Below are 23,221 nucleotides of genomic sequence, written 5' to 3'. Positions count from 1 at the left end.
GACCGCCCACAACCACAGACGCGACTACCCATGGGCGCGGGGAACTGCGCGACCAGCCCCCGCCCACCCGCACCCGACACCGACCGCCGCCCCCCCCACACCCCCGAAACCCCCCACCCCCCAGGCAATCCCCGCCACCCCCGCGACAATGACCCCATGGCCGACCTCCACACCCCCGCCGCCCTCAACACCCTCCGCACCCGCTTCGCCCAAGCCCTCGACGCAACCCGCTCCCCCTCCACCACCCCCGACCCCACCCCCTACGCCGACAACCTCCTCACCCGCTGGCAGGAACCGCAGCGGCGCTACCACACGCTCACCCACCTCACCGCGGTCCTGGACCGCATCGACGAGTTGGCAGGACACGCCGACGACCCGGACGTCGTGCGGCTCGCCGCCTGGTTCCACGACGCGGTGTACTTCCCCGACCGCTCGGAGAACGAGGAGCGCTCGGCCCGCCTCGCCGAACGCGCCCTCACGGAAGCCGACGTCCCCGCGGAGCGCACCGCCGAGGTGGCCCGTCTGGTCCGGCTCACCGTCACGCACGACCCCGCACCGGACGACCCCGACGGCCAGGTCCTGTGCGACGCCGACCTCGCGATCCTCGCGGCGCCGCCGTCCGCGTACGCCGCGTACACGGCAGCCGTCCGCGAGGAGTACCACTTCGTCCCGAACGACGCCTTCCGCGAGGGCCGCGCCGCGATCCTGCGCCAACTCCTGGACCTGCCAAGCCTGTTCAGCACGCCGCACGGGAAGGAGAAGTGGGAGGCAACCGCCCGCTACAACCTCGCCTCCGAGCTGGAAATGCTGTCGCTCTGACGACGCCGCCGCCGTAGCCTGCACGGCATGCGAGACATGGGCGGGGAACGCGTACAGGAAGCCGTGGCGAGCAGCGTGGCGCTGCTGCGGACGGCGGTGGACCGGGACTGGACCGGGGTGAAGGCCGGCCGGCTGGAGTGGAGTTGCCACAACACGGCGTTCCACATCGCCGAGGACCTGATCGCGTACGCCGCCAACCTGGCCGGCCGCGCCCAGGACGACTACGTCCCCTTCGAGATCACCCTCGACGAGGGCACCCGCAACGAAGGGCTGATCCACGTCATCGAGACGACCGGCGCCCTCCTCACCGCAGCCGTGCGCACCGCCCCGCGGGAGGTCCGCGCCTTCCACCCGTACCCCTTCCGCAGCGCGAACCGCGAGGGCTTCGCGGCGATGGGCGTCGCCGAAGTGCTGCTGCACACGCACGACATCGCCGAGGGGCTCGGGGTGGCGTACGAACCGCCCGCCGAACTGGCCGGGTTCGTCATCACGACGATCTTTCCGCATGTCCGGCCCGGCCCCGACCCCTGGCGCACCCTGCTCTGGGCCACCGGCCGTGGCGACCTGCCCGGCCGTGCCCCGGTCACCGAGTGGCGCTGGCGCAACAACCTCGTCCTGCCCACCGACCGCCTCACTCTCCAGGGCGTCACCCCCGCGTCCGCCGCCGACCTGGGCGCGGGCGGCGACGGCGGGTTCACGTGGGTCGTGGGCGGCCCCTTCGAGGGGACGCGGGAAGCTGCCGGGATGATCTCGAAGGCGTACGAGGAGGGGGTGCACCGCCCCGAGTTCGGCCTGTTCGTCCTCGTGCGGAGGGAGGACGATCTCGCTGTCGGCGGCATCGGCTTTCACGGCGTCCCCGACGAGGAGGGCACGGCGGAGGTCGGCTACGACCTCGTGGAGGGCGTCCGCGGACGCGGCTACGCGAGCGAGGCGCTGAGCGCGCTGTCGGAATGGGCCCTGGCCCGGGACGACGTACGCCTCCTCTGCGCGGCGATCGACGCCGAGAACGCCCCGTCACAGCGCGTCGTCGCCCGCGCCGGATACGTACGCACGACCGTCGAGGAGGAGCGGGCGGCACGGGAGCAGCACGACATGGACGACTCCCTGCGGCTCTACGTCCGCCGCGGGCATCCCGGGGCGGCCTAGCCTGGGGCGGAGCCGACCCGCACCGTCGCAGGGAGCCGCCATGTCGTTCACCGCCGAGGAGATCGCCTACCTCACCACGAACCCGCTCGCCCGGCTGGCCAGCCTCTGCGCGGACGAGCAGCCCGACGTGGTCCCGGTGGCCCTGGAGTTCGACGGCACCCATTTCTGGGTGGGCGGCCCCGGCGAGGAGGTTCTCGGCACGCGCAAGTTCCGCAATGTCGCCCGTGGCCGCGAGAAGGTGGCGTTCGTCGTGGACGACATGGTCTCCGTCGAGCCGTTCATCGCCCGCGGCATCCGGGTGTACGGCGTCGCGGACGGTCCCGTGGAGCGGGTCGGCATGGTGGGTCCTGGCCACTACCTGCGCATCACGCCGACGCTCTCATGGAGCTGGAACCTGTCGGACCCGCCCCGGCCCGCCGGGGAGTCCTGGTACCCCATGCGTCGAGCCGAGCACTCCACCCCGAACCCGTAGGCCGTGACTCAGGTCACATCCACTCATGTCACATGGCGCCGAGCCGGTCCGTCATAGCTGTGTAACCACCGACGAACGGCAAGGGAGTTGGCCATGAGCGCCCGACTGAACATCTTCGCAATCCCCAGCGCCGGCAAGGTCATCAAGCACATCACCTCGGCCAGCAAGGTGGTGCACGACTCGACTCTGCCCGTCACCACCCAGCACCTGGTGACGCTCCGCGCCAGCCAGATCAACGGCTGCGGCTTCTGCACCGACATGCACAGCAAGGACGCCGTCGCCGCGGGAGAGGACTGGCTGCGCCTCAATATGGTCGCGGCCTGGCGCGAGGCCAGCTGCTTCACCGAGGCCGAGCGCGCCGCCCTTGAGCTGGCGGAGGAGGGCACGCGCATCGCCGACGCGGCCGGCGGGGTCTCGGACGAGGTCTGGGAGAACGCGGCCAAGCACTACGACGAGGAGCAGCTCGCCTCCCTGGTGTTCTTGATCGGCCTCATCAACGCCTTCAACCGGATGAACGTCCTCATCCAGCAGCCGGCCGGCGACTACCAGCCCGGCCAGTTCGCCTAGCCGGGAGCGCGTCCGGAGCCGAGGGGGCGTCAGGAAGCGGCGTCAGCCCGCCTCCCGCCCCTTCGGCCTGCGCAACCCCGCCCCCTGCAACAGCCGCACCACCTCACGGCTGCTGACCTCGACGGCACCCGCCCGCACCGCATCGGCATAGCGGTGGGACGGGACGTCGTAGTGGTCCCGCTCGAAGGCCCGCCGCGGTACGCCCAACCCGTCGGCGAACGTGTGCAGTTCGTCGTACGACAGGTCGCTCACGAGGTGCGACCACATCCGCCCGTGTCCGGGCCAGGTCGGCGGGTCGATGTAGATCGTCACGGCGTCACGCGCTCTCTCCCGAGGGCTGCGCCCCGCCCGTGCCGGACGCCCCCAGCGATCCGACCGCCGCGACCCTCACGCCCGCCTTGTGGCACACCCAGTACGGATCGGGCCCCAGCTCCGGCTCGACCTCCAGCGCGTGCGGGTCACCGGCGCCGCACACCGGGCACAGCGGCCAGCGCCCGAACCGGTCCAGCAGCGCGTCCTGCACGTCCTGGGCGACCAGTCCGGCCACGAACTCCACGCCGTCCGGCCACTGCTCGACCCACCAGCGCCGCTGCACGACCGCCTCCTCGACCAGCGACACGACATCCGCCTCGGCGACCTCGCCCGCGACCAGGTCGGCGAGCACGAGGGCGCGGGCCGTGTGCAGCGCCTGTTCCAGCGGACTGAGCGGACTGATGGGTTCCATGGTCCTATTGTGCGCACTCTTGACCACGGCACGGGGTGGAAATATTTTTCAAAGGTGACCAATGACGTGAAGGAAACTTTCGGCCGCGCGGGACCGACCGGTCCGGCCCCGGCGCCCGCCGCCCTCGCGGCCAAGGTGCGCACGCTCGCCCCGTCGATGACCCGCTCCATGCAGCGCGTCGCCGAAGCGGTCGCAAGCGACCCGGCGGGCTGCGCGGCCCTCACGGTCACCGGCCTCGCCGAACTCACCGGCACCAGCGAAGCCACCGTCGTGCGCACCGCCCGTCTCCTCGGCTACCCCGGCTACCGCGATCTGCGCCTCGCCCTGGCCGGCCTCGCCGCCCAGCAGCAGTCGGGCCGCTCCCCCGCCATAACGACCGACATCGCGGTGGACGACCCGATCGCCGACGTGGTGGCGAAGCTCGCCTACGACGAGCAGCAGACCCTCGCCGACACGGCCGCCGGCCTCGACACCGCCCAGCTGGGAGCGGCCGTATCGGCTGCCGCCGCCGCCCGCCGGATCGACGTGTACGGCGTCGGGGCGTCCGGGCTGGTCGCCCAGGACCTCGTCCAGAAGCTGCTGCGCATAGGGCTCATAGCCCACGCGCACAGCGACCCGCACCTCGCCGTGACGAACGCGGTCCAGCTGCGCGCGGGTGACGTGGCGATAGCCATCACCCACTCCGGGTCGACCGGGGACGTCATCGAGCCGCTGCGGGTGGCGTTCGAGCACGGGGCGACGACCGTCGCGATCACCGGGCGTCCGGACGGGGCCGTCACCCAGTACGCCGATCACATCCTTACGACGTCCACGGCGCGGGAGAGCGAGCTGCGGCCGGCCGCGATGTCGTCCCGGACCAGTCAGCTGCTTGTCGTGGACTGTCTGTTCGTGGGGGTGGCGCAGCGGACGTACGACACGGCTGCGCCCGCGCTGGCCGCGTCGTACGAGGCGCTGGCGCATCGGCACCGCAGATAGACCGCAGGCCCGACGGTCGGTCCCCCGCCCCATTTCCTCCGGGCCGGACAGCACAACGGAAACTGGAAAGAGCCGCCTCCGCCATGACCTCTCCATCCAACCCCCGTGATCTCCGCGCCGAGTTGGAGACCCTGACCACCGAGGCGTTCCGCCCCGAGCTCGCCGAGATCGACCGTCTCCCCACCCTCGACATCGCCCGGCTCATGAACGGCGAGGACGCGGCCGTACCCACCGCCGTCGCACAGCGCCTCCCCCAGATCGCCGCCGCCATCGACGCCATCGCGGAACGGATGGCCCGGGGCGGTCGCCTCATCTACGCGGGCGCGGGCACCGCCGGCCGCCTCGGCGTGCTCGACGCCTCCGAGTGCCCGCCCACCTTCAACACCGACCCCTCCCAGGTCGTCGGCCTCATCGCGGGCGGCCCCGAGGCGATGGTCACCTCGATCGAGGGCGCCGAGGACTCCAAGGACCTGGCCCGCACCGACCTCGACGCCCTCGTGCTCACGCCCACCGACACGGTGGTCGGCATCTCCGCCTCCGGGCGCACGCCGTACGCGATCGGCGCGGTCGAACACGCACGCAAGCAGGGCGCATTGACGATCGGCCTGTCCTGCAACCCGGACAGCGCCCTGGCGGCGGCCGCCGAGCACGGCATCGAGATCGTCGCGGGCCCGGAACTCCTCACCGGATCGACACGCCTGAAGGCCGGCACGGCCCAGAAGCTGGTCCTCAACATGCTCTCGACGATCACGATGATCCGCCTGGGCAAGACCTACGGAAACCTGATGGTCGACGTCCGCGCCTCCAACGACAAGCTACGGGCCCGCTCCCGCCGCATCGTCGCCCTGGCCACGGGCGCCGACGACACCGACATCGAGCGTGCCCTGACCGAGGCGGGCGGCGAGGTGAAGACGGCGATCCTGATCCTCCTGGCGGACGTGGACGGTCCCACCGCGACCGGACTCCTGGCAAAGGCCGACGGTCATCTGCGTGCGGCGCTGAGAACAGCCGGAAACTGACCAACTCCCCTGTTAGCGTGGCCGTATGACGGCACCGGCGACCACATTCAGCATCGGCGGGGATCTGGAAGTACGGCGTCTCGGATTCGGGGCCATGCGTCTGGGGTCGGAGACCGCAGAGGAACGCGCCGCGTGCGTCGCGGTCGCCCGGCGGGCGGTCGAACTCGGCGTCACACTGATCGACACGGCGCACCTGTACGGCTGGGGCGCCAACGAGGACCTCCTCGCCGAGGCGCTCCACCCGTACCCGGCCGACCTCGTGATCGCCACGAAGGTCGGCATCCGCCACACCACCTCGGGCGAGGGCTGGCGGCACGCGGGCGCACCCGCCGACCTGCGCGACCAGGTCGACGAGGCCCTTCGCCGCCTCCGCCTCGACCGCATCGAGCTGCTCCAGATGCACCGCCTGGACCCCGGTGTGCCCCTCCCCGACCAGCTCGGCGCCCTGCGCGACCTGCGCGACGAGGGCAAGATCGGCCGGATCGGCCTGTCCGAGGTGAGCGTCGCCGAACTCGCCGAGGCGCGCGCGGTCACGGAGATCGCGAGTGTCCAGAACCGCTACAACCTCCTCGACCGTGAGCACGAGCCCGTGCTCACGGCCTGCGAGGCGGCGGGCATCGCCTTCCTGCCGTGGCGGCCGGTCGCCGCCGGACAGTCGGGGGCGACAACCGAAATCGCCGCGGTGGCAAAGGAACTGGACGCCACGCCGACGCAGGTCGTCCTCGCCTGGCTCCTCGCCCACTCCCCGGTGGTCGTCCCCATCCCTGGCACGAGCAGCCTCGCGCACCTGGAGGAGAACGTCGGCGCCGCCGCCGTACGGCTCACCCAGGACCAGTACGACCGTCTGACGCGGAAGTCTGCTCCATTCGGCAAGGCGGACAGTACCTGACCTAATTGGTTCCTAACGTGAGTCCCATGACCGAGACCACGAACAACACCGTCACCGACGAGCGCGCCGACCTCCTGGAGGCGCTGGCCAAGCAGCGGTACTTCCTGCGCTTCACCACCCGCGACCTCACCGACGAACAGGCGGGACAGCGGACCACGGCCAGCGAGCTGTGCCTCGGCGGCCTGATCAAGCACGTCACGTCGACGGAACGGGGCTGGGCGAACTTCATCGAGCAGGGGACGTCGGCGATGCCCGACTTCGACTCGATGACCGAGGCCGACTACGCCCGACGGGCGGACGACTTCCGCATGCTGCCCGGCGAGACGCTGGAAGGCGTACTGGCGGCGTACGAGGAAGTGGCCCACCGCACCGACGAGCTGGTCGCCAAGCTCGCCGACCTGAACGCCTCCCACCCGCTCCCCAAGGCCCCGTGGTTCGAGCACGGCGCCCGCTGGTCGGCCCGCAGGGTGCTGCTGCACATCATCGCCGAAACGGCCCAGCACGCCGGCCACGCGGACATCATCCGGGAGTCGCTCGACGGCCAGAAGAGCATGGGCTGACCGAACCGGGTACGTGTACGTGGTCGCACCGCGGCTGGTTCAGGGCATCCGGCCCTCCCGGTTGACGCTCTGAACCTGCGCACGCAACACCTCCGCCCGCGGTGCGGCCTCCAGCTCCTCCATGGGACAGTCCCACTCCCGCCCGCCCCCGACGGGCCGCAACTGCACCCTGCCGCCCACGTGCCCCCTGACCTCGCCGATACGTCCGTCCCGCGCGTCCACGGCATGACTGCCGACGACCGGCCGCTCCCCACGCACCACGGAGGCGAGCTTCTCGGCGACACGGACATTGCAGCGCCCGAGATCGACCAGCGGGAACGCCTCGTCACCGGCGCCCGTCACCGGATCCACGCACAGAGACGGCAGCACGACCCCGGCGCCCACCAGGGCCTCCCGCAGGGACACCACGACTTCTTCGGTCGACCGCACACTTGCCTCCACGTCCACGCTGAGTTTGCGATTCGCAACACAGCGTGTCGGTTGCGTGCCTAACCTGGCCATACGGGGCGTCCCAACAACCACGTCCGGTGGAACGGGAGTTGCACATGCCAGGACCGAAGGAGCTCGACCCGTCGTCATCGCCGCGCGCGCTGCTGGGAGCGGAGCTGCGCCATGCGCGAGAGAAGGCAGGGCTGAGCCAGGAACAGCTGGGTCAACGGCTCTTCGCGAGCGGCTCGTTCGTCGGCCAGCTGGAGGCCGGGACGCGGCGGATACAGCCGGAACAGGCGCGGGTGCTGGACGAGGCGCTGGGGACGGGGGATTTCTTCCAGCGGAACTGCAAGGCCACGGCCAAGTCCCGCTATCCCGAGCACTTCGCGGAGGCGGCGGAGGCGGAGGCGGGGGCTGTGGCGATCCGGCAGTATGCGCCGATGCTTGTCCCGGGGCTGCTCCAGACGCCTGCGTACGCACGGGCTGTAACACGCGCGTACGGCCCGACGGCACCGGAGGAGACCATCCACGAGCGGGTGGAAGCCCGGATGGCGCGGACCCGTCTACTCGACGATCCAACAAAGCCGGTGTTGTGGGCGGTGCTTGACGAGGCGGCGCTGCGCAGAGTGACTGGCGGCCGAGTGGTGATGGCGGAAGTCCTGCGTCACGTCGCGGACCTGGCCCGACGGGGCCGGGTCATCATGCAGGTGCTGCCGTTCAGCGCGGGAGAGCACACGGCGATGGAGGGCTCCCTGAAACTGATGGACTTCGAGGACGCCCCTCCGCTTGGCTACTTCGAGGGGGTCGGCTCCGGGCGGCTGGAGGACGACCCCGCCACCGTCGCCCGACTGAGGTTCACTTTCGAACTCCTCACAGCCTCCGCGCTCTCGCCGCAGAAGTCCCTAGCCTTGATCGAGGCGTTGGCGCAGGATTACGCCCATGAGGAACTTGCCTGACTACGACCTGAGCACCGCCACCTGGCACAAGTCCAGCTATAGCGGCGGCAGCGGCGGAGACTGCCTGGAGGTCGCCCACTGGCGTAAGTCGACGTACAGCGGCGGGGATGGCGGCGACTGCCTCGAAGTAGCCGCCGGCCACCCCGCGCTCATCCCCGTCCGCGACTCCAAGAACCCCCACGGCCCGAAGCTCGTGTTCCGAGCCTCCGCCTGGGCGGCGTTCGTCAACGCGGTCAGAAACTGACCTAGAGGGTTCCTACGGTAGGTCTCATGATGGAGACCACGAGCAACACCGTCACCGACGAGCGCGCCGACCTCCTGGAGGCGCTGGCCAAGCACCGGCACTTCCTGCGCTTCACCACCCGCGACCTCACCGACGACCAGGCGGGACAGCGGACCACGGCCAGCGAGCTGTGCCTCGGCGGCCTGGTCAAGCACGTCACGTCGGTGGAGCGGCACTGGGCGGACTTCATCCTGGACGGCCCGTCGGCGATGCCCGACTTCACCGCCATGACCGAGGCCGACTGGGCCAAGCGGGCCGACGAGTTCCGGATGCTGCCCGGCGAGACGCTGGAAGGCGTACTGGCGGCGTACGAGGAAGTGGCCCACCGGACAGACGAGTTGGTCGCCGCCCTGCCCGACCTGAACGTCACCCATCCGCTGCCCAAGGCTCCCTGGACTGAGCCCGGAGCTCGAATGTCGGTCCGCAGGGTGCTGCTGCACATCATCGCGGAGACGGCTCAGCACGCCGGTCACGCCGACATCATCCGCGAGGCCCTCGACGGCCAGAAGAGCATGGGCTGACTCACCGATCCATCCACCCCGAAGCTCAAGCGACGAGCCCCGAGCCCTCTTTTTCAAGGAATGGTTGGAGGGCCTCAACCCACCCTCCCACCCGGCGAGTTGACTTGACGCATCCGGTTTGCCACGCACGGTGACGATCGTCTAGCGTGCCCGCATAACGAACAGCCCCCGCCAGGTGCTACCAACACCTGCGGGGGCTTGACCTACGAGATCGAAGGACAAGTTCGATCGCATGGCTGAAGCCAAGCTTAGTGCTGCCTCCCTGCCCGCGCACGCATCCCCGCACCCGATGGCCAACCCGGGTTACGGCAAACGCTCCGCCCCCGACCAACACCCCCGCACGAACCACGACTTCGCCACCCTCCCACCCCGCGAAGCCGCCATCGCCGCGTACATCGACCGCCTCCCCGACGGCGCCGACATCTCCGTGAAAACGCTGGCCAAGCAGCTGCCGTACGGACAGTGCGCCCTCCGCGCCGCCCTCAACAACCTCCAGCGGGCAGGTCACTTGCGCCGCGGCCGCGAACGGATCACCGGTGAGGGCAGCTCGCGATGGATCACCCGATCGTGGTTCACCCGTACCGCGCGCGCCGACGACTGGTGGGCGACGTTCACCCGGGGTGACGTACCGCAGGAGCCCCCGGACCACAGCCTCCGCCCGACTCGCTCCCGCGCACACATCCTGCTCGCCGCCCTCGGCCGCGAGACCCCGGCCCTCTCCCTCTCCGAGGCCGACTGCGCGCGCCTCGCCCCGCTGGTCGCCGACTGGTACGCCCGAGGTGCCACCGACGCGGACGTACGCCGCGCCCTGACGGCCGGCCTCCCCACTCCGGTCCACCACCCGGCGGCCCTGATCCACAACCGGCTCACCACCAAACTCCCGCCGGAGAGAGCCGCCCCACGCCCACCCCTCCGCATCCTGGAGTGCGCGAAGTGCGGGGTACCCGGCCGTCCGGAGGCCCTGCCGGGCGGCACCTGCGGCGCGTGCCGGGGCGAACGCGCCCCGGGCCACGACAACGCGCCCCTGCACGCCGCTGCCATCCAAGCCCACGCGGCGGAAATCCGTGCCGCGATGTCCCAACGCCGACAGGAGGCACGCCTGTGACGAACACCCGGTATCCACTGCACACACCAGCGGGTGTGTACAGTTTTCCCATGGATCGTTACCCCCTCGTGGAAGCCCGCAACCAGCTCGGTCAACTGGTCGGCCGGGTCCGACACGGCCAGGAACACATCCTGATCACCGAATACGGCAAGCCCGCCGCCGCCCTCATTCCGATAAGCGAACTGGAAGAGCTTCAGCGACTGCGCGACGAAGCCGACATCGCCGAAGCGAAGGCGCGTGAAGCGGCTCCGTCCGGCCCGTCGATGATCCACGACGAGTTCATGGCACAACTGGAGGAAGAGGACCGGCGAGAGGTCGCTTCGTGACCTACACGGTGGTGTGGGAACACCACGCCATGAACGAGTTCCGTCGGCTCCGTGCCACCGACCCCATCGGTGCCAAGGCGACTGCCGCAGCGGTCCGCGCACTCGGCGACGACCCCAGCCCAAAGGCAGCCCGCGCCTTGGGCGCCTCCGGCTACTACCGCTTACATGTGGGAAGTTGGCGTGTCCTCTACCACCCGGACGGCGACACCATCACCATCCACGTGCTGAAGGTCGGCCGCAGCACCTGACCAAGGCCCCCGCAAGCCCCGGAGCCACCCCATGAACCACGCCCAGCTGACCGCCCTGGGCCGCGCCCTCCGCCTCCTCGGCGAGCACGGCGAGGCCCTCACTGCCACCACCCCGGATGCCAAGCTGCACGAGGTCAAGGCGGACCTGCGGCGCGCTCTCGACCTCCTGGACGAGAGCGTGTCCAGTGCCGCCCCGACCACCCGCTGCCCGGAGCACCCGGGCGGCCCGGTCGACAAGGCGGCGCCCGACCTCTGTCTGCTCTGCGAGACCCGCCGCCGCGCGGCCCGCCGCTCCGAGTACAACGGCACCGGCCCTGCGGCCCCCCGCTCCCCCGACACCGCCCCGTCCCGTTACGGCGTCCGCGGCGAACGCCCGCAGCCCCAGCAGCGCTGGCTGCCGGAGCTGTGGAACGGGCAGGAGTGGCAGCTGTGCGGCACGCCGCGTCGCGACCGCCGGGAGGCCGAGCTGTACATCACCGCCCAGCGTCGCGGGCCGCGCCCCGCCATGGCCTACCGGCTCGTGCACGAGTTCACCGACTACGAGGTGCTGCGCGTGTGGGGCACGCCGGTGAAGGTCGACATCGAGCCGCTGGGCAACCTGTAGCCGACAGCCACTACTTGGCCGTCACTCCCGTCGGCGCTGCCGCCTTCGCCACGGGCTTTTGGACGGCAGCCGGCCGCGCCTTCGGAATGAACGACGCCACCACGAACGCCAGCAACGCCGCGCCGGCGCCCACTGCCAGGACGACCTTGAAGCCGCTCTCGGACGGGAGGGCGTAACCGCCGAGGTCCGTCGTCATCTGGGCGAGGATCACGCCCGCGACGGCGCTCGCCGTGGACGTACCGAGGGAACGCATCAGCGTGTTGAGGCTGTTCGCGGCGGCCGTCTCCGACGCGGGCACGGCGCTCATGATGAGGGCGGGCATCGAGCCGTAGCCGAAGCCGACGCCGGCGCCGATGATGCAGGCCACCAGGACGAAGTGCCAGACCTCGGACATCAGGACGATGTTGAGGCCGTAGCCCACGGCCACGATCAGAACGCCGATCATCAGCGTGACCTTGGGGCCCTTGGCCCGCGAGATGGCCGCCGACACCGGGGCCGTCGCCATCATGACCAGGCCCGACGGAGCCATGCACAGGCCCGCGACCAGCATCGACTTGCCGAGGCCGTAGCCGGTCTGCGCGGGGAGCTGGAGGAGCTGCGGGATGACGAGGCTCATCGCGAACATCGCGAAGCCCACGGCGATCGAGGCCAGGTTGGTGACCAGCACCTGACGCCGGGCGGTCGTCCGCAGATCCACCAGCGGCTGCTCGGTACGCAGCTCCCACCAGCCCCAGGCCACCAGGACGACGACGGCCGCCACGAAAAGACCAAGCGTCGTACCGCTGGCCCAGCCCCAGTCGGCGCCCTTGGAGATGCCGAGGAGCAGGCAGATCAGTCCGGCCGCCATGCCTATGCCGCCCACCAGGTCGAAGCGCCCGCCGGTGCGCACCTTCGACTCGGGCACGAACAGCACCACGCACACCAGCGCCACGACACCCATGCCGGCCGACGTCCAGAACAACATGTGCCAGTCGAAGTTGTCCGCGATGAGCGCGGCGGCGGGCAGCCCGAGCGCGCCGCCGATGCCGAGGGAGGCGCTCATCAGGGCGGTCGCGGAGCCGAGGCGCTCGGCGGGGAGTTCGTCGCGCATGATGCTGATGCCGAGCGGGATCACCCCGGAGGCCAGGCCCTGGAGCACCCGTCCGACGATCATCGGGACCAGCGCGTCGCTCAGGGCACAGACCACGGAACCGGTCACCAGCAGTACGACGCTGACCAGCAGCATCCGCCTCTTGCCGTACATGTCGCCGAGCCGCCCCATCACCGGCGTGGCGACGGCGGCGGCGAGCAGGGTCGCCGTGACCGCCCAGGCGGTGTCCGACGCCGGGGCGTCGAGCAGCCGGGGCAGCTCGGGGACGATCGGGATGACCAGGGTCTGCATCAGCGAGACGACGATCCCGGCGAAGGCCAGCACCGCCACCACGGCGTTCGACCTCGGCGGGGCGCCGCCCCCGGCCTCGGCGGCAGGGGCAGGGGGGTGGGACATGGCGGGGCCTCCGTCGGCGTACGAACGTGAAGGTACGTAATTGACCAAGGCAACCTTAAGTCAGTTGATTGACTTACTCAAGGGACGTAGGTCACGCCCCGGAACGCCGAGATCGCCTCGGATCACCCAGGTCAGGCGGGCACCCGGCTCAGGCCCCCCGCTCCACGAACGCCCGCGTCCGCTCCTCGTCCCACTCGTACACCGTCTCGTGCGCCCGGGGATCGCGTGCGTGGAAGGTGTGGAACAGTGGCCCGTCCGCCCCGCCCAGCTCCACCAGCGAGGCCGAGGCCCCGCGCACCACCCGTTCCGTGCCGGGCGCCGCCGTGAGGTCGATGCGGTTCACGACACCGGGGGTGACCCAGACCGGCACCGCGGCCAGGAAGCCGAGGAGCTGGAGGTGGTAGTGCCCGGTCAGGACGACCTGTACGTCACTGCCCCGGATCGCCGTCGCGAGCTCGGCCGGGTCGCGCAGGCCGAAGTGCGGCTGGGTCGCCGAGATGTCGAGGGCGATCGGCGGGTGGTGGAGGGCGAGAACGGTGCCCTGCTCGGCCGGGGTGCTCAACACCGCCTTCAGCCAGTCGAGTTGAGCCGCGCTCAGTCGGCCGTACACCTTCCCCGGCACCAGCGAGTCCAGCGTGACGAACCGCCGGCCTGCGACGGTGCTCACGGCCGCCCGCTCCCCCGCCTCGGACTCCAGAACCGCTTCCGGTTCCGGGTGGCCACTGCCCAACACCTTCCCGAAGGCGCCGCGCTCGTCATGGTTGCCGGTGGTGTAGAACACGGGCGCGCCCAGGCCGCGGGCGAACTCGCCCACGAGCTCCTGCACGGCCGTATACGCCTCCACCGCACCGTCGTCCGCGATGTCCCCCGTGACGACGATCGCGTCGACGTCCCGCACACGCCTCAGCTCGGCGAGCATCAGGCGGAGCGAGTCGGTGGCATTCACGCCGTATGCGTTGGGGGCGTCGGTCCGCTCGATGTGGGTGTCGGAGAGATGAAGAATCCTCATCTCTCCGACAGTAGCGGCTGGTTGGGCCTCAGCTCAGGGTCTTCAGCGACGCCGCGTCGTACGGCGCGAGCTCCTCGAACCGGCCGCCCAGCACCTTCGCCGCCCACTCGGGGTCCTGGAGCAGCGCCCGGCCGACGGCGACGAAGTCGAACTCCTCCGCCTCCAGACGGTCCAGCAGGTCGTCGATGCCCTTGACCCCGGAGCCCTGGCCGGCGAACGCGCCCAGGAACTCGCCGTCCAGGCCGACCGAACCGACGCTGATGGTGGGCCTGCCGGTCAGCTTCTTCGTCCAGCCGGCGAGGTTGAGGTCGGAGCCGTCGAACTCCGGGACCCAGTAGCGGCGGGTGGAGGCGTGGAAGGCGTCGACGCCGGCCGCGGCGAGCGGGGCGAGGATGGCCTCCAGCTCCTCGGGGGTCTCGGCGAGCCGGGCGTCGTAGGCCTCCTGCTTCCACTGCGAGTAGCGGAAGATGACCGGGAAGTCCGCGGTGACCTTCTCGCGTACGGCGGCCACGATCTCCGCGGCGAACTTCGTACGGGCGACCGGGTCACCGCCGTACGCGTCGGTGCGGCGGTTGGTGCCGCCCCACAGGAACTGGTCGACGAGGTAGCCGTGGGCGCCGTGGATCTCCACGCCGTCGAAGCCGATGCGCTCGGCGTCCGCGGCGGCCTGGGCGAACGCGCCGATGACGTCGTCGAGGTCGCCCTGGGTCATCGCCTTTCCGGTGGGCTCATCGGCGCCGATGCGCAGGCCCGAGGGGCCGACGGCGGGGGCCTCGGCGTAGGGCGGCTGGCCCTGCTCACGCACCATGCCGATGTGCCACAGCTGCGGCACGATCGTGCCGCCCGCCGCGTGCACGGCATCGGCGACCTTCGCCCACCCCGCCAGCTGCTCCTCACCGTGGAACCGCGGCACCTTGTGGCTCTGCCCGGCCGAGTCGTGCCCGACGTACGTGCCCTCGGTGACGATCAGACCGACGCCGGCGGCGGCGCGGCGCGCGTAGTACGACACGACGTCCTCACCGGGCACGCCGCCCGGGGAGAACATCCGCGTCATCGGCGCCATCGCGATGCGGTTGGGGACGGTCAGACCGTTGATCACGGTCGGCCGGGACAGGATCTGGGCCGCACGGGAGGCGGTGGGCTGGGTGACGGTCACGTGGGGAGCTCCTCGATAGGCATTGACCAGCGGGTATGTGCACGCGCATTGTTGCACCTCCTTAAGCAACTGCTCATCAGAGGTTGCCTATTCCGCACCCCGCCCCCTCCGGCAGTGACCCCGGCCACATACAGCGCGGCACGGCCGGGCTCGGCTGCGTGCAGGGAGGGGGCTGTCACAAACGGGGACGCGGTTTGGTCCTTCCTGCGGACACTCCCTGTTTGGAGGAATTCATGAGCGCTGAGCACGCACACCTGCCCCCGGGCGTCGAGGTGATCAACACCCTGCCGGAGGCGGCGGCCCGGATTCCGGCGGGCGCCGAGGCCAGGACCATCCGGGTCACCCTTGCGCCGGGCGACCCGGGTGCGCCGCCGCACCGGCACCCGGGGCCGCTCTTCGGCTATGTGACCCAGGGCGAGATCCTCTTCGAGCTGGAGGGGCAGCCGCCCCGGGTGCTCAAGGCCGGTGACGCCCTCTTCGAGCCCGGGGGTGACGTGATCCACTACCAGGGCGCCAACAACCTTCCGGACGCTCAGTCGCAGCTGGTGGTGACCATGTTCGCGCCGCCTGGCTCCCCGGTTCTGACCGTGGTCGGCACGGCGGAACTCGCCGAACGCCGACACCTCCGGGCCGACCGGCCAGGATGACCATCGCCGGGTGAGCAAACGCCCGAGGGCGGCACCCCCTGTCGTAACAGGGAGTGCCGCCCTCTATGGACGGACCGGGTCCGAGCCTTCTTGCGAAGAGGCTCAGAAGTCCATGTCACCGCCCGGCATGCCGCCACCGGCAGGCGCAGCGGCCTTCTCCGGCTTGTCGGCGATGACGGCCTCGGTGGTGAGGAACAGCGCGGCGATCGACGCGGCGTTCTGCAGCGCGGAACGCGTCACCTTCGCCGGGTCGATGATGCCCTCGGCGATCATGTCGACGTACTCGCCGGTCGCGGCGTTCAGACCGTGGCCGACCTGAAGGTTGCGCACCTTCTCGACGACGACGCCACCCTCGAGACCACCGTTGACGGCGATCTGCTTCAGGGGGGCCTCGAGCGCGAGCTTCACGGCGTTGGCGCCGGTCGCCTCGTCACCCTCGAGCTCCAGCTTCTCGAACACCTGGGAGGCCTGCAGCAGGGCCACGCCACCACCGGCGACGATGCCCTCCTCGACGGCCGCCTTGGCGTTGCGCACGGCGTCCTCGATGCGGTGCTTGCGCTCCTTGAGCTCCACCTCGGTGGCGGCACCGGCCTTGATGACCGCGACACCGCCGGCGAGCTTCGCCAGGCGCTCCTGCAGCTTCTCGCGGTCGTAGTCCGAGTCGCTGTTCTCGATCTCGGCGCGGATCTGGTTGACCCGGCCCGCGACCTGCTCGGAGGAGCCGGCACCGTCGACGATGGTGGTCTCGTCCTTGGTGATGACGACCTTGCGGGCCTTGCCCAGGAGGTCCAGGGAGGTGTTCTCGAGCTTGAGACCGACCTCCTCGGAGATGACCTCGCCACCGGTGAGGATGGCGATGTCGTTCAGCATCGCCTTGCGGCGGTCACCGAAGCCCGGGGCCTTGACGGCGACGGACTTGAAGGTGCCGCGGATCTTGTTGACGACCAGGGTCGACAGGGCCTCGCCCTCGACGTCCTCGGCGATGATCAGCAGCGGCTTGCCCGACTGCATGACCTTCTCCAGGAGCGGGAGCAGGTCCTTGACGGAGCCGATCTTGGAGTTGGCGATCAGGATGTACGGGTCGTCGAGCGACGCCTCCATCCGCTCCATGTCGGTGGCGAAGTACGCCGAGATGTAGCCCTTGTCGAAGCGCATACCCTCGGTGAGCTCCAGCTCCAGACCGAAGGTCTGGGACTCCTCGACGGTGATGACGCCTTCCTTGCCGACCTTGTCCATGGCCTCGGCGATGAGCTCGCCGATCTGGGTGTCGGCGGCGGAGATGGAGGCCGTGGAGGCGATCTGCTCCTTGGTCTCGACATCCTTCGCCTGCTCCAGCAGGGCGGCGGAGACGGCCTCGACGGCACGCTCGATGCCGCGCTTGAGGGCCATCGGGTTGGCGCCGGCGGCTACGTTGCGAAGGCCTTCCTTGACGAGGGCCTGGGCGAGAACGGTCGCCGTGGTCGTACCGTCACCGGCGACGTCGTCCGTCTTCTTGGCGACTTCCTTGACCAGCTCGGCGCCGATCTTCTCGTACGGGTCCTCGAGCTCGATCTCCTTGGCGATGGAGACACCATCGTTGGTGATCGTGGGGGCGCCCCACTTCTTCTCGAGGACGACGTTGCGACCCTTGGGGCCGAGCGTCACCTTGACGGCGTCCGCGAGCTGGTTCATGCCGCGCTCGAGGCCGCGCCGCGCCTCCTCGTCGAACGCGATGATCTTGGCCATGTGAAGTGGTCCCTCCAGGACTGGGGGTGATTCCTTCGGACCGCGCCCGCGCCCGCGACGGACGGCTCACATGCCTCGTGGTTCCTTGCCCCACCCGGCTTGCGGGCCTCACCGACCCGGTCCTTCTTTGTCACTCTCACCTTCAGAGTGCTAACGCCAATGATTAGCACTCGGGGTAGGCGAGTGCAAGCGCCTCTCGGGTATCGGGCGGCACGCTCTGCGGTGCGCGAACAGGGACGGGCGCGGCCGGGGGCCGGAGCCGGCAGGCTCGGGACAGGACCCGGACGGACCCCGGACATGGCGAAGGGCCCGCACCTCGGGAGGTGCGAGCCCTTCGAAGAAGAACGTCGCTGCTGTTAGTCGACGCGTGCTTCAGCCGGTGGCCAGACGGACCATGTCCGCCTGCGGCCCCTTCTGGCCCTGCGAGATCTCGAAATCGACCCGCTGGCCTTCCTCCAGGGTGCGGTAACCGTCCATCTGGATCGCGCTGTAGTGGACGAAAACATCCGCACCACCGTCGACCGCGATGAAGCCGTACCCCTTCTCCGCGTTGAACCACTTGACGGTGCCCTGAGCCATGCCTAACTCCCCTATTACTGGCCCTTGCACAGATCCACACTTCGCGGATCCGGGTCAGACCTCACCCCCCATCGGTCGGGGGCGTGCGCCGGAACGCGTCGACCGCGGCTGAATGTATCTGCCCAACTGCCGTCTGCAACAGGTCAATCGGACGAGAATTCCGGGCACGACCGGTCGGGAATGTGGGGACAATTCCGCTGACTTCAGGTCAAGTCGGACCCGGCATAGGGAACAAAAGCCGCAAAAAACCCGCACACTTTGGCTACTTCTTGTCGGGCTTGCGGCAGAAATCAAGGGCAGCCGACCAGTGGAACGGCGGCACGTTCCCCAACTGTACCTCGCTCAACCACACAGAATTGCCCCCTCCGCTTCTCTCACGGAGGGGGCAATTCGATGAACTCTCGGTTACCGGGGTTACCGATGGTAATGATCGGTCATTCGGTCAGCCTGTCAGCCACCCGCGACGGCCGGAATGATGGAGACGCCGGCACCGTCGGGAGTCGCGGTCTCCAGCCCCTGCTCGAAACGGACGTCGTCGTCATTGACGTACACGTTGACGAACCGACGCAGCTTGCCCTGGTCGTCGAGAACTCGGGCGGCGATCCCGGTGTGGTTCTTCTCCAGGTCGGCGATGACCTCGCCGAGGTTGGCACCTTCGGCGGCGACCTCGGCCTGGCCACCCGTGTAGGTGCGCAGAATGGTGGGGATGCGGACGTTGACGCTCACGTAATGACCTCCGGTCAGGTGAATGGGCTAAGGGGCGGGGCTGGGCTGAGCTATGCGAGGCCGGCCTCGTGGAACGAATCCAGGTTGGGACGAATCGTCGCAGTCAGCCCGGTACCGGCCACCGCATCCAACGTCTTCAGCCCGTCGCCGGTGTTGAGCACCACAGTCGTGAGGCTCGGATCCAGCACACCGCTCTCGATCAGCTTCTTCGTGACACCCACGGTCACTCCGCCGGCGGTCTCCGCGAAGATGCCCTCGGTCCGGGCGAGGACCTTGATCGCGTCGACGACCTGCTCGTCGGTCACGTCCTCCACGAAACCACCCGTGCGGCGGGCGATGTCCAGGACGTACGGACCGTCGGCCGGGTTGCCGATCGCCAGCGACTTGGCGATGGTGTTCGGCTTCTGCGGCCGGACCACGTCGTGGCCCGCCTTGAACGCCGTCGACACCGGCGAGCAACCCTCGGCCTGCGCGCCGAAGATCTTGTACGGCTTGTCCTCGACGAGCCCGAGCTTGATCAGCTCCTGCAGGCCCTTGTCGATCTTCGTGAGCTGCGAGCCGGAGGCGATCGGCACGACCAGCTGGTCCGGCAGCTGCCAGCCGAGCTGCTCGCAGATCTCGTACGCCAGGGTCTTGGAACCCTCGGCGTAGTACGGCCGCAGGTTGACGTTGACGAAGCCCCAGCCCTCGCCGGCGGGGTCACCGATCAGCTCGGAGCAGAAACGGTTCACGTCGTCGTAGTTGCCCTCGATGCCGACGAGCTCGCCGCCGTAGACCGCGGCCATGACGACCTTGCCCTGCTCCAGGTCGTGCGGGATGAACACGCAGGACCTGAAGCCCGCGCGGGCGGCGGCGGCACCCACCGCACCGGCGAGGTTGCCGGTGGAGGAGCAGGAGAGGGTGGTGAAGTTGAAGGCGCGCGCGGCCTCGATGGCCTGGGCGACGACGCGGTCCTTGAAGGAGTGCGTCGGGTTGCCGGAGTCGTCCTTGACGAACAGCTTGCCGGCGTCGACGCCGAGCTCGTTCGCGAGGTTGTCGGCCTGGACGAGCTTGGTCCAGCCGGGATTGATGTTCGGCTTGGTGGCCACGTCCGCGGGGACGGGCAGCAGGGGGGCGTAACGCCAGATGTTCGCGGGGCCCGCTTCGATGCGCTTGCGGAGCTCCTCGGTGTCGTAGGCCGAGAAGTCGTACGCGATCTCCAGCGGGCCGAAACACTCCTCGCACGCGAAGACCGGTCCGAGGGGTACCCGGTGACCGCACTCGCGGCAGGACAGCGCCGCGGCGGGACCAAGGTCTACGGTGGAGTCGGTGGTGCTTGCAACAGTCTGCACAGCCATGTGAGGCGAGGCCCTTTCTCCTCATCTTCCTCACGACGCATCTCGCCGTGAGACGGATTTGGCACCTTCCCTAGCCGGGAGCCTCGCGGGGACGATCGACAGTGATCGCCACGAGACCGGCTGGAGGGTTGCCGGGGCTTCATCGGGCCGTTTCCCTCTGCCCCTCTGGATGAGCTGTATTCGGTTGTCAACTATGGGCGACCTCGGACATGCGATGGTCACCCGCGTTGTTCAAGACTGTAACCGAAGGCCAGGACAGTTGAGATAGTCGTCCGAACCGCGAGATGGATCACACGATTACCTGCTGTGATCACGACAGTGAGGAGTCGCCGACTGTGCTGGAAGAAGTCGAGCGCTGGCTGAGCACCCGCTCCTGGTCCGCGACCGATCGCCCGCTCCACCACATACTCGCCGCCAAACAGCGTTCGGGCCAGTCGGTCTCCGTCGTGCTGCCCGCGCTGAACGAGGAGGAGACGGTCGGCGACATCGTCGCGATCATCCGTCACGACCTCATGCAACAGGTCCCGCTGGTCGACGAGATCGTCGTCGTCGACTCCGGGTCCACGGACCGCACCTCCGAGGTGGCCGCCGCGGCGGGCGCCACCGTGGTGCACCGGGACGCGATACTCCCGCGCATCCCGGCCGTGCCCGGCAAGGGCGAGGTCCTGTGGCGCTCGCTCCTCGTCACGACCGGGGACATCGTCTGCTTCATCGACGCGGACCTGAAGGAGTTCTCCTCCGACTTCGTCTCCGGGATCGTCGGCCCGCTGCTCACCGACCCCGGGGTCGACCTGGTCAAGGGCATGTACGACCGTCCCCTCGGCGGGGCGGCCGGACAGGGCGGCCGGGTGACCGAGCTGATGGCGCGCCCGCTGCTGAACATGCACTGGCCGCAGCTGGCCGGTTTCGTGCAGCCGCTCGGCGGCGAGTACGCGGCCCGCCGCTCCCTGCTGGAACAGCTCCCGTTCCCCGTCGGGTACGGCGTGGAGCTGGGCATGCTGGTCGACGCCCTGCATCTGGTGGGCCTCGACGCGCTGGCCCAGGTGGACGTGGGCGTCCGCAAGCACCGCCACCAGGACGGACAGGCCCTGGGCCGGATGTCGGCCGCGATCTACCGCACGGCCCAGCTGCGGCTGGCGCGTGGCCACCTCGTCCGGCCGGCGCTGACACAGTTCGAGCGGGGCGAGGACGGATTCGAGCCGCGCACGTACTCCGTGGACACCGAGGAGCGGCCGCCGATGGTGGAGATCGCCGAGTACGCCAAACGGAAGGTCGCATAAGGCCCCGTACCGGGTCATACGCCGGGCAGGGCCGCTGATCGTATACGGACCGGCCACTGAGTGGAACCGTACGTTTGAGCGTTTCCGGGCCGGGCTAGGTTGAGGCGTATGGCTTCCACGCAGGGTGCTGCCAAGGTGCTGGTCGCGTCGAATCGCGGCCCGGTCTCGTATGCGGTGCGCGAGGACGGCTCGCTGCACTCCAAGAGAGGCGGTGGCGGACTCGTCTCCGGGCTGTCGGCGATCGGGCCGGACACCGACGCGCTATGGGTGTGCTCGGCGCTGTCCGACGGGGACCGGGAGGCGGTGCGGCGCGGCGTCGGCGAGGACGGCGTGCTGATGCTGGACATCCCGGCCGACGTGCACGCCGACGCGTACAACGGCGTCGCCAACTCGGTCCTCTGGTTCGTCCACCACATGCTCTACCAGACTCCGCTGGAGCCGGTCTTCGACGCGGAGTTCCGCCGCCAGTGGGAGTCGTACGAGACGTACAACCGTGCCTTCGCGCAGGCGCTGGCGGACCGGGCCGCGCCCGGGGCGGCGGTGCTGGTGCAGGACTACCACCTGTGCCTGGTCCCGGGGATGCTCCGGGAGCTGCGGCCTGACATCAGAATCGGGCACTTCTCGCACACGCCGTGGGCGCCACCGGAGTACTTCTCCATGCTTCCGGACGACATCCGCGCGCGGCTCGTGTGGGGGATGCTGGGCGCCGACCGGCTGGGCTTCCTCACCTGGCGGTGGGCGCAGGCGTTCATGGCATGCGCCGAGGCCGTGGACCGCGAACGGATCGTCCCGTCCTGGCCGAGCGGCGCCCCGGCGTCCGTCCAGCACACGTCGACCGGGCGCCCCCCGCTGCGGACCACGTGGATCGGCGTGCACGGCCTGGGCGCCGACGCGGAGTTCCTGCGCGCCCGCTCCCACGAGGCCGATGTCGAGGAGCGGATGGCCGCGCTGCGTTCGGAGATCGGCACGGCACCGGACGGCACCGCCCGCCGGACCGTCGTCCGCGTCGACCGGACCGAGCTGTCCAAGAACATCGTGCGCGGCCTGCTCGCATACCGGCAGCTGCTCGACGACCACCCCGAGTGGCGCGAGCGGGTGGTCCACGTGGCGTTCGCGTACCCCTCCCGCCAGGACCTCGCGGTGTACCGGGACTACACCGCCGAGGTCCAGCGACTGGCGGACGAAATCAACTCCGCTTACGGCACCCCGACCTGGACCCCGATCGTCCTCCACGTCAAGGACGACTTCGCCCGCTCCCTCGCCGCGTACCGCCTGGCGGACGTCGCCCTGGTCAACCCCATCCGCGACGGCATGAACCTCGTCGCCAAAGAGGTGCCGGTCGTCTCCGACGAGGGCTGCGTCCTCGTGCTGTCCCGCGAGGCGGGCGCCTTCTCGGAACTGGGCGAGGACGCGATTCCCGTCAACCCGTACGACGTGATCGGCACGGCACGGGCCCTGCACGAGGCGCTGTCCATGGGCCCGGAGGAGCGCGCGGAACGCTCGAAACGGCTGGCGGCGGGGGGTACGGCGTTGCCTCCGGCGCAGTGGTTCTTGGAGCAGTTGCGGGCGTTGGAGGAGGAAACCGGCGGCGAGCGACGCGAGTGAGCGGCGCTCGGCGGGGGGCCTTGCAGGG

The 23,221-nt window shown here is 69.9% G+C and carries 28 protein-coding genes and 1 riboswitch; of the genes, 18 read left to right on the top strand and 10 right to left on the bottom strand.

Features of this window, described 5'->3' with window-relative positions; all coding sequences use genetic code 11:
• The first annotated feature begins 156 nt into the window (after positions 1–156).
• From ACZ7L5_RS41625 to ACZ7L5_RS41610, 4 genes are all read left to right on the top strand, one after another.
• Entirely contained in the window at positions 157–819 is a 663-nt protein-coding gene (locus ACZ7L5_RS41625) for an HD domain-containing protein (protein WP_471523866.1), read from the top strand.
• Between the two features lie 27 nt (positions 820–846).
• The gene (locus tag ACZ7L5_RS41620) at positions 847–1,965 is read left to right on the top strand and encodes a GNAT family N-acetyltransferase (protein ID WP_471523864.1); all 1,119 of its coding nucleotides are present in this window, start codon (positions 847–849) and stop codon (positions 1,963–1,965) included.
• Between the two features lie 40 nt (positions 1,966–2,005).
• Positions 2,006–2,437 carry a PPOX class F420-dependent oxidoreductase gene (locus ACZ7L5_RS41615; RefSeq protein ID WP_471523862.1) on the top strand — a complete coding sequence of 144 codons (432 nt, stop codon included), beginning with the start codon at positions 2,006–2,008 and terminating at the stop codon, positions 2,435–2,437.
• Positions 2,438–2,530: 93 nt separating this feature from the next.
• Positions 2,531–3,004: a carboxymuconolactone decarboxylase family protein gene (locus ACZ7L5_RS41610; protein ID WP_471523860.1), complete on the top strand. Its 474-nt coding sequence runs from the start codon at positions 2,531–2,533 to the stop codon at positions 3,002–3,004.
• Between the two features lie 42 nt (positions 3,005–3,046).
• Here the strand turns inward: ACZ7L5_RS41610 and ACZ7L5_RS41605 are convergent, their stop codons facing one another.
• Positions 3,047–3,316 (bottom strand): DUF4031 domain-containing protein, encoded by a 270-nt coding sequence (locus ACZ7L5_RS41605; protein ID WP_365058506.1) that lies wholly within the window; start codon positions 3,314–3,316, stop codon positions 3,047–3,049.
• A 4-nt stretch (positions 3,317–3,320) separates the two neighbouring features.
• Positions 3,321–3,719 (bottom strand): hypothetical protein, encoded by a 399-nt coding sequence (locus ACZ7L5_RS41600; RefSeq protein WP_471523876.1) that lies wholly within the window; start codon positions 3,717–3,719, stop codon positions 3,321–3,323.
• 63 nt (positions 3,720–3,782) lie between these two features.
• Between ACZ7L5_RS41600 and ACZ7L5_RS41595 the strand changes: the two genes are divergently transcribed.
• The 4 genes from ACZ7L5_RS41595 to ACZ7L5_RS41580 all read left to right on the top strand — a co-directional run bounded on the left by ACZ7L5_RS41595 (position 3,783) and on the right by ACZ7L5_RS41580 (position 7,171).
• A complete protein-coding gene (locus ACZ7L5_RS41595) occupies positions 3,783–4,703 on the top strand; it encodes a MurR/RpiR family transcriptional regulator (protein ID WP_471523858.1) in 921 nt (306 codons plus the stop codon).
• Positions 4,704–4,786: 83 nt separating this feature from the next.
• A complete protein-coding gene (murQ, locus tag ACZ7L5_RS41590) occupies positions 4,787–5,722 on the top strand; it encodes an N-acetylmuramic acid 6-phosphate etherase (protein ID WP_471523856.1) in 936 nt (311 codons plus the stop codon).
• Positions 5,723–5,747: 25 nt separating this feature from the next.
• The gene (locus ACZ7L5_RS41585) at positions 5,748–6,611 is read left to right on the top strand and encodes an aldo/keto reductase (RefSeq protein WP_471523854.1); all 864 of its coding nucleotides are present in this window, start codon (positions 5,748–5,750) and stop codon (positions 6,609–6,611) included.
• Between the two features lie 26 nt (positions 6,612–6,637).
• On the top strand, positions 6,638–7,171 hold the full coding sequence (locus ACZ7L5_RS41580) for a DinB family protein (protein WP_471523852.1): 534 nt from the start codon (positions 6,638–6,640) through the stop codon (positions 7,169–7,171).
• 39 nt (positions 7,172–7,210) lie between these two features.
• Here ACZ7L5_RS41580 and ACZ7L5_RS41575 read toward each other — a convergent pair whose 3' ends face one another.
• Positions 7,211–7,600: a hypothetical protein gene (locus ACZ7L5_RS41575; protein ID WP_471523850.1), complete on the bottom strand. Its 390-nt coding sequence runs from the start codon at positions 7,598–7,600 to the stop codon at positions 7,211–7,213.
• 116 nt (positions 7,601–7,716) lie between these two features.
• Between ACZ7L5_RS41575 and ACZ7L5_RS41570 the strand changes: the two genes are divergently transcribed.
• The 7 genes from ACZ7L5_RS41570 (at position 7,717) to ACZ7L5_RS41540 (ending at position 11,643) form a co-directional block, all read left to right on the top strand.
• Positions 7,717–8,556, top strand: a complete 840-nt coding sequence (locus tag ACZ7L5_RS41570) for a helix-turn-helix domain-containing protein (RefSeq protein ID WP_471523848.1) — start codon at positions 7,717–7,719, stop codon at positions 8,554–8,556.
• Positions 8,540–8,800, top strand: coding sequence for a DUF397 domain-containing protein (locus ACZ7L5_RS41565; RefSeq protein ID WP_471523846.1), 261 nt, complete (start codon positions 8,540–8,542; stop codon positions 8,798–8,800). The genes ACZ7L5_RS41570 and ACZ7L5_RS41565 overlap by 17 nt, the downstream gene beginning before the upstream one ends.
• 26 nt (positions 8,801–8,826) lie before the next feature.
• Positions 8,827–9,360 (top strand): DinB family protein, encoded by a 534-nt coding sequence (locus ACZ7L5_RS41560; protein WP_471523844.1) that lies wholly within the window; start codon positions 8,827–8,829, stop codon positions 9,358–9,360.
• Positions 9,361–9,592: 232 nt separating this feature from the next.
• On the top strand, positions 9,593–10,465 hold the full coding sequence (locus ACZ7L5_RS41555; RefSeq protein ID WP_471523842.1) for a hypothetical protein: 873 nt from the start codon (positions 9,593–9,595) through the stop codon (positions 10,463–10,465).
• Entirely contained in the window at positions 10,462–10,791 is a 330-nt protein-coding gene (locus ACZ7L5_RS41550) for a type II toxin-antitoxin system Phd/YefM family antitoxin (protein WP_471523840.1), read from the top strand. The genes ACZ7L5_RS41555 and ACZ7L5_RS41550 overlap by 4 nt, the downstream gene beginning before the upstream one ends.
• The gene (locus ACZ7L5_RS41545; protein ID WP_471523838.1) at positions 10,788–11,039 is read left to right on the top strand and encodes a type II toxin-antitoxin system RelE family toxin; all 252 of its coding nucleotides are present in this window, start codon (positions 10,788–10,790) and stop codon (positions 11,037–11,039) included. Before ACZ7L5_RS41550 ends, ACZ7L5_RS41545 begins: the two co-directional genes overlap by 4 nt.
• A 31-nt stretch (positions 11,040–11,070) precedes the next feature.
• Complete coding sequence (locus ACZ7L5_RS41540) at positions 11,071–11,643, top strand: hypothetical protein (RefSeq protein WP_328880854.1); 573 nt, start codon at positions 11,071–11,073, stop codon at positions 11,641–11,643.
• A 10-nt stretch (positions 11,644–11,653) separates the two neighbouring features.
• Here ACZ7L5_RS41540 and ACZ7L5_RS41535 read toward each other — a convergent pair whose 3' ends face one another.
• The 3 genes from ACZ7L5_RS41535 to ACZ7L5_RS41525 form a co-directional block, all read right to left on the bottom strand.
• Positions 11,654–13,129: an MFS transporter gene (locus ACZ7L5_RS41535; RefSeq protein ID WP_471523836.1), complete on the bottom strand. Its 1,476-nt coding sequence runs from the start codon at positions 13,127–13,129 to the stop codon at positions 11,654–11,656.
• Between the two features lie 148 nt (positions 13,130–13,277).
• Positions 13,278–14,138 carry a metallophosphoesterase family protein gene (locus tag ACZ7L5_RS41530; RefSeq protein WP_471523834.1) on the bottom strand — a complete coding sequence of 287 codons (861 nt, stop codon included), beginning with the start codon at positions 14,136–14,138 and terminating at the stop codon, positions 13,278–13,280.
• 28 nt (positions 14,139–14,166) lie between these two features.
• Positions 14,167–15,294: an NADH:flavin oxidoreductase gene (locus tag ACZ7L5_RS41525; protein ID WP_471523832.1), complete on the bottom strand. Its 1,128-nt coding sequence runs from the start codon at positions 15,292–15,294 to the stop codon at positions 14,167–14,169.
• Positions 15,295–15,527: 233 nt separating this feature from the next.
• Here ACZ7L5_RS41525 and ACZ7L5_RS41520 point away from each other — a divergent pair, with 233 nt between their 5' ends.
• Positions 15,528–15,941: a cupin domain-containing protein gene (locus ACZ7L5_RS41520; protein WP_471523830.1), complete on the top strand. Its 414-nt coding sequence runs from the start codon at positions 15,528–15,530 to the stop codon at positions 15,939–15,941.
• A 102-nt stretch (positions 15,942–16,043) separates the two neighbouring features.
• On the opposite strand, the gene groL is transcribed toward ACZ7L5_RS41520, so the two are convergent.
• The 4 genes from groL to thrC all read right to left on the bottom strand — a co-directional run bounded on the left by groL (position 16,044) and on the right by thrC (position 20,308).
• Positions 16,044–17,666 carry a chaperonin GroEL gene (groL, locus tag ACZ7L5_RS41515; RefSeq protein ID WP_328880850.1) on the bottom strand — a complete coding sequence of 541 codons (1,623 nt, stop codon included), beginning with the start codon at positions 17,664–17,666 and terminating at the stop codon, positions 16,044–16,046.
• Between the two features lie 372 nt (positions 17,667–18,038).
• Entirely contained in the window at positions 18,039–18,245 is a 207-nt protein-coding gene (locus tag ACZ7L5_RS41510; RefSeq protein ID WP_007493268.1) for a cold-shock protein, read from the bottom strand.
• 450 nt (positions 18,246–18,695) lie between these two features.
• On the bottom strand, positions 18,696–18,971 hold the full coding sequence (locus tag ACZ7L5_RS41505; RefSeq protein ID WP_148000006.1) for a MoaD/ThiS family protein: 276 nt from the start codon (positions 18,969–18,971) through the stop codon (positions 18,696–18,698).
• Positions 18,972–19,021: 50 nt separating this feature from the next.
• A complete protein-coding gene (gene thrC / locus ACZ7L5_RS41500) occupies positions 19,022–20,308 on the bottom strand; it encodes a threonine synthase (protein WP_328880849.1) in 1,287 nt (428 codons plus the stop codon).
• 18 nt (positions 20,309–20,326) lie between these two features.
• A riboswitch (SAM riboswitch) is annotated at positions 20,327–20,484 on the bottom strand.
• A 159-nt stretch (positions 20,485–20,643) separates the two neighbouring features.
• Here thrC and ACZ7L5_RS41495 point away from each other — a divergent pair.
• Entirely contained in the window at positions 20,644–21,588 is a 945-nt protein-coding gene (locus ACZ7L5_RS41495; protein WP_471523827.1) for a glucosyl-3-phosphoglycerate synthase, read from the top strand.
• Positions 21,589–21,696: 108 nt separating this feature from the next.
• A complete protein-coding gene (locus tag ACZ7L5_RS41490; RefSeq protein ID WP_471523825.1) occupies positions 21,697–23,193 on the top strand; it encodes an alpha,alpha-trehalose-phosphate synthase (UDP-forming) in 1,497 nt (498 codons plus the stop codon).
• Positions 23,194–23,221 lie beyond the last annotated feature (28 nt).

It is taken from the genome of Streptomyces sp. NPDC107528, from assembly GCF_055639295.1.
This window is presented reverse-complemented; position numbering and strand designations above follow the sequence as displayed.

Coding starts and splice junctions, on each gene's coding strand:
- ACZ7L5_RS41565 (WP_471523846.1), top strand. CDS start 8,540: ATGAGGAACTTGCCTGACTACGACCTGAGCACCGCCACCTGGCACAAG.
- ACZ7L5_RS41610 (WP_471523860.1), top strand. CDS start 2,531: ATGAGCGCCCGACTGAACATCTTCGCAATCCCCAGCGCCGGCAAGGTC.
- ACZ7L5_RS41580 (WP_471523852.1), top strand. CDS start 6,638: ATGACCGAGACCACGAACAACACCGTCACCGACGAGCGCGCCGACCTC.
- ACZ7L5_RS41535 (WP_471523836.1), bottom strand. CDS start 13,129: ATGTCCCACCCCCCTGCCCCTGCCGCCGAGGCCGGGGGCGGCGCCCCG.
- ACZ7L5_RS41560 (WP_471523844.1), top strand. CDS start 8,827: ATGATGGAGACCACGAGCAACACCGTCACCGACGAGCGCGCCGACCTC.
- ACZ7L5_RS41530 (WP_471523834.1), bottom strand. CDS start 14,138: ATGAGGATTCTTCATCTCTCCGACACCCACATCGAGCGGACCGACGCC.
- ACZ7L5_RS41540 (WP_328880854.1), top strand. CDS start 11,071: ATGAACCACGCCCAGCTGACCGCCCTGGGCCGCGCCCTCCGCCTCCTC.
- ACZ7L5_RS41510 (WP_007493268.1), bottom strand. CDS start 18,245: ATGGCTCAGGGCACCGTCAAGTGGTTCAACGCGGAGAAGGGGTACGGC.
- ACZ7L5_RS41615 (WP_471523862.1), top strand. CDS start 2,006: ATGTCGTTCACCGCCGAGGAGATCGCCTACCTCACCACGAACCCGCTC.
- ACZ7L5_RS41620 (WP_471523864.1), top strand. CDS start 847: ATGCGAGACATGGGCGGGGAACGCGTACAGGAAGCCGTGGCGAGCAGC.
- thrC (WP_328880849.1), bottom strand. CDS start 20,308: ATGGCTGTGCAGACTGTTGCAAGCACCACCGACTCCACCGTAGACCTT.
- ACZ7L5_RS41490 (WP_471523825.1), top strand. CDS start 21,697: ATGGCTTCCACGCAGGGTGCTGCCAAGGTGCTGGTCGCGTCGAATCGC.
- ACZ7L5_RS41585 (WP_471523854.1), top strand. CDS start 5,748: ATGACGGCACCGGCGACCACATTCAGCATCGGCGGGGATCTGGAAGTA.
- ACZ7L5_RS41555 (WP_471523842.1), top strand. CDS start 9,593: ATGGCTGAAGCCAAGCTTAGTGCTGCCTCCCTGCCCGCGCACGCATCC.
- ACZ7L5_RS41625 (WP_471523866.1), top strand. CDS start 157: ATGGCCGACCTCCACACCCCCGCCGCCCTCAACACCCTCCGCACCCGC.
- ACZ7L5_RS41570 (WP_471523848.1), top strand. CDS start 7,717: ATGCCAGGACCGAAGGAGCTCGACCCGTCGTCATCGCCGCGCGCGCTG.
- groL (WP_328880850.1), bottom strand. CDS start 17,666: ATGGCCAAGATCATCGCGTTCGACGAGGAGGCGCGGCGCGGCCTCGAG.
- ACZ7L5_RS41520 (WP_471523830.1), top strand. CDS start 15,528: ATGAGCGCTGAGCACGCACACCTGCCCCCGGGCGTCGAGGTGATCAAC.
- murQ (WP_471523856.1), top strand. CDS start 4,787: ATGACCTCTCCATCCAACCCCCGTGATCTCCGCGCCGAGTTGGAGACC.